The 8,205-nt window shown below is 73.3% G+C and carries 5 protein-coding genes, 1 tRNA gene and 1 other RNA gene; 6 read left to right on the forward strand and 1 reads right to left on the reverse strand.

Features of this window, described 5'->3' with window-relative positions:
• Nucleotides 1-136: 136 nt before the first annotated feature.
• The 4 genes from ACFU74_RS20980 to ACFU74_RS20995 all read left to right on the forward strand — a co-directional run bounded on the left by ACFU74_RS20980 (nucleotide 137) and on the right by ACFU74_RS20995 (nucleotide 5,851).
• Entirely contained in the window at nucleotides 137-2,329 is a 2,193-nt protein-coding gene (locus tag ACFU74_RS20980; RefSeq protein ID WP_380758844.1) for an MMPL family transporter, read from the forward strand.
• 271 nt (nucleotides 2,330-2,600) lie between these two features.
• A complete protein-coding gene (locus ACFU74_RS20985) occupies nucleotides 2,601-3,275 on the forward strand; it encodes a response regulator transcription factor (protein ID WP_380758847.1) in 675 nt (224 codons plus the stop codon).
• 67 nt (nucleotides 3,276-3,342) lie between these two features.
• Nucleotides 3,343-4,449 (forward strand): sensor histidine kinase, encoded by a 1,107-nt coding sequence (locus ACFU74_RS20990; protein ID WP_380758853.1) that lies wholly within the window; start codon nucleotides 3,343-3,345, stop codon nucleotides 4,447-4,449.
• A gap of 121 nt (nucleotides 4,450-4,570) precedes the next feature.
• Complete coding sequence (locus ACFU74_RS20995) at nucleotides 4,571-5,851, forward strand: serine hydrolase domain-containing protein (RefSeq protein ID WP_380758849.1); 1,281 nt, start codon at nucleotides 4,571-4,573, stop codon at nucleotides 5,849-5,851.
• A gap of 87 nt (nucleotides 5,852-5,938) precedes the next feature.
• Here ACFU74_RS20995 and ACFU74_RS21000 read toward each other — a convergent pair.
• Nucleotides 5,939-6,023, reverse strand: a tRNA-Ser gene (locus tag ACFU74_RS21000).
• 134 nt (nucleotides 6,024-6,157) lie between these two features.
• On the opposite strand from ACFU74_RS21000, the gene ffs reads away from it, so the two are divergent.
• Together ffs and ACFU74_RS21010 are read left to right on the forward strand one after the other, a co-directional pair.
• Nucleotides 6,158-6,248, forward strand: an RNA gene (gene ffs / locus ACFU74_RS21005) — signal recognition particle sRNA small type.
• Nucleotides 6,249-6,315: 67 nt separating this feature from the next.
• Nucleotides 6,316-8,205: DNA polymerase III subunit gamma and tau (locus ACFU74_RS21010; protein ID WP_380758851.1), on the forward strand; the 1,890-nt coding region annotated here is incomplete at its 3' end.

Raw genomic sequence — 8,205 nt, forward strand, 5'->3', positions numbered from 1 at the left:
GGGGGGACCGCGGGCCCCGGCACGGATCGTCCGCTGCCAGGACGCCCGGCACCCCTTTCACCTGATGGTCTGGAGACCGGCCGGGAACCCCCGGCCGGCTTGGCCGACGCTCGCGACCATCCGCCGGAGGGCACCCGTGATCCGCGCACTGACCGGATTCTCCACCAGACACGCGTGGAAGGTCATCGCCCTCTGGGCGGTACTGGGACTGGTACTGGCCGGGCTGAGCCCGATGCTGCTGGGCCGGGTCACCCAGGCCCAGACCGGTGACTTCCTGCCGAAGAGCTACGACTCGGCCGCCGCCCTGCGGATCGCCGAGGAGCAGTTCGGGGTGAAGCCCGACGCCACCACGGTCACCGTGCTGGTCGCCCGGAACGACGGCAAGGCGCTCACCGACGCCGACCAGCGGCGGATCGAGGCCGAGGCGGCGGAGCTCGGCAAGCACCGGGTCGTCATGCCCAGGAAGGAGGACGAGCCCGCCTTCCTCACGCCCGACCGCTCGCAGACCCCCCGGGTGGCCCCCGCGATGACGGCGCCCGACCGGAGCTTCGAACTGGTCTCCGTCGAGCTGACCGGCAGCGCCGTGGACGAGGGCGTCCAGGAGGTCTACCGGACCTTCCGCGACTCGGCCCGCGCGCAGTTCGCCGACGCCGGGATGCGCACCGGGTTCACCGGCGGCCTGGCCGAGACCGTCGACAGCACGGACGACAACCGGACCGCCGCGCTCGTCGGCAGCAGCCTCACCATCGGGCTGATCGTCCTGCTCAACGTGCTGGTGTTCCGCAGCGTGCTCGCGGCGGTGCTGCCGCTGCTCGCGGTCACCTTCATCAGCGGCGTGGCCACCGGGGCGGTGGCCGGCGCCGCGGAGCTCACCGGCCTCAAGCTGGACGTCTCCACCCCGAGTCTGATCTCCGTGGTGCTGCTCGGCATCGGCGTCGACTACCTGCTGTTCCTGCTCTTCCGGTTCCGCGAGCACCTGCGCGCCCGGCCCGAGCAGCCCGCCCGCGAGGCGGCCGCCGAGGTGTCCGGCCGGGTCGGCACCGCCATCACCTCGGCGGCGCTGACCATCGTGGCCGCCTTCGCCACCCTGGGTGTGGCGACCTTCGGACAGTTCCGCTCGCTCGGCCCGGCGATCGCCGTCGCCGTCCTGGTCATGCTGCTGGGCAGCCTCACCCTGATGCCGGCCCTGCTCGCCGCCTGCGGCCGCAAGATCTTCTGGCCCTCCCGCAGCCTGCGCCGGGAACCGCGCGGGGGCGTGGCCGCCCGCTACGGCGCGTTCGTCGCCCGACGCCCGCTGGTCCTGCTGCTCGGCTCCGTCGCGCTGCTCGGCGCCCTGGCCGCCGGGATGACCGGGGTCCGGATGGACTACGGCCAGGGCGGTGACTCCGGGACGGCGGCCGCCGCCACCGCCGCGGAGATCTCCCGGGCCCTGCCGGCCGGCGTGTCCGACCCGACCACCGTCTACGTCACGGCCAAGGACGGCGGCACCCTCGACCCCGCCCGGCTCGACGGCCTCTCCCGCGCCCTCGCCGAGGTGGAGGGCGTCGGCCAGGTGGCCGGCACCGTACTGAACCAGGACCACCGCGCCGCCCGGATCGACCTCTTCCTCACCGCCGATCCGCAGAGCGCACGGGCGCGCGAGCTGGCGTCCGGTCCGGTGCGGGCCGCCGTCGCCGCCCACACCCCCGCCGGGACCAGCGCCCACGTCGGCGGCACGGCGGCGATCTTCGCCGACATCTCCGCCGCCGTCGACCACGACCTGCGGATCGTCTTCCCGGTCGCCGCCGTCCTCATCGCCCTGATCCTGCTGCTCCTGCTGCGCAGCCTGCTCGCCCCGGTGGTCCTGATGCTCGCCGTCGGACTCGGCTTCGCCGCCACCCTCGGCGCCGCCACCCTGCTGTTCCAGCACGTGCTGGACGAGCCCGGCGTCAACTTCACCCTGCCCCTGGTGCTCTTCCTGTTCGTCGTCGCGCTGGGCACCGACTACAACATCCTCATCACCGACCGGATCCGCGAGGAGATGCACCACCCCGGCCCGGCCCGCGCCGCCGTGGCCCGCGCCGTCCGCCACACCACCCCCGCCATCGCCACCGCGGGCCTCGTCCTGGCCGGCTCCTTCGCCAGCCTCGCCACCACCCCCGGCAGCGAGCAGATCGCCTTCTCCCTGACCCTCGGCATCCTGCTCTCCGCCGTCGTCCTCTCCCTCGCCCTCGTCCCCGCCCTCGCCGCCCTCCTCGGCCGCGCCCTCTGGTGGCCCCTCCGCCCCACCCCGACCCCCCTCCCCACCACCGCCCACACCCCCGCCCCCACCCGCGTCCCCGTCCCCTGACCCGCCCCACCCCCTGATCGGCGCCCGCCTGCCCAGGGCGCTCACGGAGGCCCGGTTCCACCCCCGTAGGGACCGGGCCTCCACCCTTCTGCCGAAGCCCCGGGCGTGCCGCCGAACCGGCCCGGGCGTGCCGCCGAACCGGCCCGGGCGTGCCGCCGAACCGGCCCCGGCGTTCCGGAATCCGGTCCGGGGAAGTGGTGACGGGCAGCTCCGCGACCTTCTCCGCCGGGACATATGCCGGCGATACGCCGTGCTGCCTAGGCTCCTGCGTATGCGTGTGCTGATCGTGGAGGACGAGCCCTATCTGGCCGAAGCCGTCCGGGACGGACTCCGGCTGGAAGCGATCGCCGCGGACATCGCCGGCGACGGCGACTCCGCCCTGGAACTGCTCGGCGTCAACTCCTACGACCTCGCGGTCCTCGACCGCGACGTCCCCGGCCCCTCCGGCGACGAGATCGCCCGGCGAATCGTCGCCTCCGGCAGCGGCATCCCGATCCTCATGCTCACCGCCGCCGACCGGATCGACGACAAGGCGTCCGGGTTCGGGCTGGGCGCCGACGACTACCTCACCAAGCCGTTCGAGCTCCGGGAACTCGTCATGCGGCTGCGGGCGCTGGACCGCAGGCGCGCGTACGCCCGGCCCCCGGTCCGGGAGATCGCGGGCCTGCGGCTGGACCCCTTCCGCCGGGAGGTCTTCCGCGACGGACGCCATGTCGCGCTCACGCGCAAGCAGTTCGCCGTACTCGAAGTCCTGGTCGCCGCCGAGGGCGGTGTCGTGAGCGCGGAGGAACTCCTGGAGCGGGCCTGGGACGCCAACGCCGACCCCCTCACCAACGCCGTCCGCATCACCGTCTCCGGCCTGCGCAAACGGCTCGGAGAACCATGGCTCATCGCCACGGTGCCCGGCGTCGGTTACCGGATCGACACCGGCCGCCCCCGTGCATAGGCGTCCGGTGAACGGTCACCTGGTGGACAGTCAGCCGGTGGACAGTCACTTGATGGACAGGCGACCGGTGGACAGGCGCCCGGGGCTCAGCGCCCGCATGAAGCTCACCGTCAGCTACGCCGGATTCCTCCTCGCCGCCGGCACTCTCCTGCTGGCCGTGGTGTGGGTGTTCCTGCTGCGCCACGTACCCGACAGCTCCCAGGGCCTGCTCGGGGTCGCACCCAACCGCTACCTCCTGGTACGCACGTTCGCCCCCGCCGCGGCCGTGGCGCTCGCCTTCCTGCTGGTGTTCGGCCTGCTGGGCGGATGGATCCTCGCCGGCCGGATGCTCGCACCGCTCACCCGGATCGCGGACGCGGCACGGACGGCCGCGAACGGGTCACTGTCCCACCGGGTCCGCATGCCGGGTCCCCGGGACGAATTCCGTGAACTCGCCGACGCGTTCGACATCATGCTCGAACAACTCGAAGCCCACGTCACCGAGCAGCGGCGATTCGCCGCGAACGCCTCCCACGAACTGCGCACCCCGCTGGCGATCTCGAAGACGCTCCTCGACCTCGCCCGCACCGACCCCACGCGGGACCGGGGCGAACTCATCGAACGCCTCCACACCGTCAACGCGCGGGCGATCGACCTCACCGAGGCCCTCCTGCTGCTCGGTCGCGCCGACCGCAAGGGCTTCACCCGCGAGCCCGTCGATCTGTCCCTCATCGCGGAGGAGGCCGCCGAAACGCTGCTTCCCCTCGCCGAGAGGCGTCGGATCACGCTCGACGTCACCGGCGAGCAGGCACAGGCCCTCGGTTGCGCGGAGCTCGTCCTGCGGATGGCGACCAACCTCGTCCAGAACGCCATCGTCCACAACCTGCCCGCCGACGGCACCGTGACGGTCCACACCGAATCGCAGCACGGCGCGAGCGTGCTGCGGGTCGAGAACACCGGCCCCAGGGTCGTCCCGGCGGAAGTCCTGCCGACCCTCACCGAGCCCTTCCAGCGCGGAACGGAACGCACCCGCACCGACGAGCACGCCGGGGTCGGCCTCGGCCTGGCCATCGTGCACAGCATCGTCCGGGCACACGACGGGACCATCGACCTCGCACCCCGCCCCACCGGCGGCCTCCTCGTCACGATCCGGCTCCCCCGCCCGCCGCGGGCACCGTCCGCGAGCAGCTCCTAGACCTCCGGCGGCGGACCGGTGTCGCCGGCGTATCGAGAATCGCGTACGCCACCGCAACGGTCCTCCGTCTTCAGTGGAGACCTGCACCGGTCGATTCGGCGATCAGCAAAGGAGCATGATCATGGATTCGGATTCCGTACGCGGCATCAGTCGGCGGCGGCTGCTCGGGTGGGGCGGGTCGGCGGCCGCCGGCGTAGTGACGGTCGGCGCGCTACCGGCGGGCGCCCGGCCCGCCCAGGCCGGACCGGGCCAGGCCGGACCGGGCCAGGCCGGACCGGGCCAGGACGGACCGGCCCCGGCCGACTCCGACATCCCGCCGGCCACCCGTCCTGGCGGGGCCTACGACCAGTACGTGGCGCAACTGGCCGCCGAGGGGAGGTTCTCCGGGGTGGTGCTGCTGTCGTACCGGGGCAGGACGGTGCTGTCCCGCAGCTACGGCATGGCCGACAGGGAGCGGGGGATCCGCAACCACGAGGGCACCGCGTTCAGCCTCAGCTCGGCCGGCAAGCCGTTCGGCGCGGTGGCCGTCCTGCAACTGGCGCAGCAGGGCAGGCTGAGCCTGTCCGACACGGTGGGCACCTACCTGGACGGCTACCCCGAGGCCATCGCCGAGCGGGTGACCATCCACCACCTGCTCACCGGCACCTCCGGACTGGACACCCCGGACGAGGACGTGCAGCGCGTCTTCCGGAGCCGGGAGGAGGTGCACGAGTACTACGAGCGGTGGGTCCGGCAGTCCGAGCCGGTGGCCGCCCCCGGTACTCCCACCAGCCACTCCGGCGCCGACGTCGGCATCCCCGCGTCGATCGTGGAGGCCGTGAGCGGCACGTCGTACTGGGACTACGTGCAGGAGAACGTCTTCGGGCGCTGCGGCATGACCGGCGCGGCGTTCTGCACCAGGCCGCAGTGGCTCACCGACGAGCACATCGCGCACCCGTACATGACGCTGGCCGACGGAAGCCAGGTGGACGCGATCCGCAACCTGGACAAGGGCAGCCCGTTCCCGGACGTACTCGGCAAGAACCCGGGCCGCAGCTTCATCGACGCCCCCGGGGACGGCGGCTTCGCCACCGCCCCGGACCTGGTCCGCTTCGCCCGCGCGCTGTGCGACGGCACCGTGCTGCACCGGCCCTGGGCCGAGCTGCTCACCGGGGCCAAGATCCCCCACAGCGGTTCGTCGTTCGGGGCCTACGGCATGCCGGTCCGCATCGTCAACGGCCAGTGGGTGCTCGGGCGCGGCGGCGGCAACCCCGGTGTCAGCGCCAACTGGAACATCTACCCCTACACCGGCTGGGTCGGCGTGGTCCTCGGCAACTGCGACGGCCTGCCACTCCAGGAGATCACCGCCCGGGAGACGCAGGCCGTCACCGGCGCTGCCCCCGGCGGCGGGACCGGCGGCTGAATCGGCCCGGCGGCCGAGAGCCGGGAAACGCCGAAGGCCCCGGCCGCTGAGCGGTCGGGGCCTTCGTGCTGCCCTGGCGGGCAGAGGCGGAGGATACGAGATTCGAACTCGTGAGGGGTTGCCCCCAACACGCTTTCCAAGCGTGCGCCCTAGGCCTCTAGGCGAATCCTCCGAGGGAGAGCTTAGTACATGTTTCGGGGTGGTCGCGACCACGTATGTCGCAGGTGAGGGGTCGGGGTGGCCTGCGGATGCGGGGGTGGGGGTGGTGGTGGAGGGGAGGGGCCCGGATCCGGTAGTGTTGGGGGCAGCCCCTCGTGTGGCGTCATCTTTCTGAATCCCCCCAGGGCCGGAAGGCAGCAAGGGTAGGAGAGCTCTGGCGGGTGCGCGGGGGGTCTTTGCGTTCCCGGGGGTGCGGGGGCCGGGGGACGACGCGTTTGTCGGTCCGTCCCGATATCGTCGGTGGTGTGTCCCTAGCCCTGTACCGCCGCTACCGCCCCGAGACCTTCGCGGAGGTCATCGGGCAGGAGCACGTGACCGCTCCGCTCCAGCAGGCCCTGCGCAACAACAGGGTCAACCACGCGTACCTGTTCAGCGGCCCGCGCGGCTGCGGCAAGACGACGAGTGCGCGCATCCTGGCCCGCTGCCTGAACTGCGAGCAGGGGCCGACGCCCACGCCGTGCGGCGAGTGCCAGTCCTGCCAGGACCTCGCCACGGGCGGGCCCGGGTCGATCGACGTGATCGAGATCGACGCCGCCTCGCACGGTGGTGTGGACGACGCGCGTGAGCTGCGTGAGCGGGCGTTCTTCGCGCCGGTGCACAGCCGGTACAAGATCTTCATCCTGGACGAGGCGCACATGGTGACCTCGGCCGGCTTCAACGCGCTGCTGAAGGTGGTGGAGGAGCCGCCGGAGCACCTCAAGTTCATCTTCGCGACCACCGAGCCGGAGAAGGTGATCGGGACGATCCGGTCCCGGACGCACCACTACCCGTTCCGGCTGGTGCCGCCCGGCACGCTGCGCGACTACCTGGCGGAGGTGTGCGGCCGGGAGGGGATCCAGGTCGAGGACTCGGTGTTCCCGCTGGTGGTGCGGGCGGGTGCCGGGTCGGTGCGTGACTCGATGTCGGTGATGGACCAGCTGCTGGCCGGCGCCGCCGAGGGCGGCGTCACGTACCAGATGGCCACCGCGCTGCTCGGGTACACGGACTCCGCGCTGCTGGACGAGGTGGTGGACGCGTTCGCCGCGCACGACGGGGCGACGGTGTTCCAGGTGGTCGACCGGGTGGTCGAGGGCGGCCACGACCCGCGGCGGTTCGTCACGGACCTGCTGGAGCGGCTGCGCGACCTGGTGATCCTCGCCACAGTGCCGGACGCGGGGGAGAAGGGGCTGATCGACGCCCCGGCGGACCGGGTCGCGGTGATGCAGGCGCAGGCGGACGCGTTCGGGGCGGCCGAGCTGAGCCGCGCGGCGGACATCGTCAACACCGGGCTGACCGAGATGCGCGGCAACGCGGCGCCCAGGCTGCAGCTGGAGCTGATCTGTGCCCGGGTGATGCTGCCGGGCGCGTACAGCGACGAGCTGTCGTTGCAGGCGCGGTTGGACAAGCTGGAGCGCAGGGCCGCGGCCGGGGGGATGGCCGGCGGAATGCCTGGGGGAATGGCCGGCGGAATGGCCGGGGCCGTGGCGGCGGTCGCTCCGGTGGTGATGCCGGAGGTGGTGCAGCAGCCGGTTCCGCCTGCGACGCCGCAGCCGGCCCCGCAGGCGGCTCCGGTGCAGCAGGCCCCCGCGCCGCCCGCGCAGCCGGCCGGGCCGGCGCCCGGGGCGTGGCCGATCAAGCGCAGCTTCCCGCCGGCCGGGGACGCGCCCGCAGCCGCACCTGCTCCGGCGGCCCCCGCGGCCGTGCAGCCGCCCGCACCGACCGTCCCTGTCCCCACCCCGACCCCCGCCCCTGCTGCCGTGCCCGGCGGGCAGCCGTCGGCGGCGGCGCAGCAGGGCGCGGCGCAGGTGCGCCAGCTGTGGCCGCAGATCCTGGAGGCGGTGAAGAACCGCCGCCGGTTCACCTGGATCCTGCTCAGCCAGAACGGCCAGGTGGCCGGTTTCGACGGCAGCGTGCTCCAGGTCTCGTTCATCAACGCGGGTGCCCGCGACAGCTTCGTCAGCAGCAACAGCGACGACGTGCTGCGGTCCGCGCTGGCGGACGCGCTGGGCGTGGACTGGCGGATCGAGTGCATCGTGGACCCGTCGGGCGGTGCCGGCGGCGCCGTCAGCACCGTCGGCACCGCGACCGCGACCACGGGCGGTGGGGGCGGTTGGGGTGCCCCACCGGCGCGTCCGGCGGCGTCCGCGCCCCCGGTG

Source organism: Kitasatospora sp. NPDC057500, from assembly GCF_042802195.1.
Taxonomy (GTDB): Bacteria; Actinomycetota; Actinomycetes; order Streptomycetales; family Streptomycetaceae; genus Kitasatospora.

Coding starts and splice junctions, on each gene's coding strand:
- ACFU74_RS20985 (WP_380758847.1), top strand. CDS start 2,601: ATGCGTGTGCTGATCGTGGAGGACGAGCCCTATCTGGCCGAAGCCGTC.
- ACFU74_RS20995 (WP_380758849.1), top strand. CDS start 4,571: ATGGATTCGGATTCCGTACGCGGCATCAGTCGGCGGCGGCTGCTCGGG.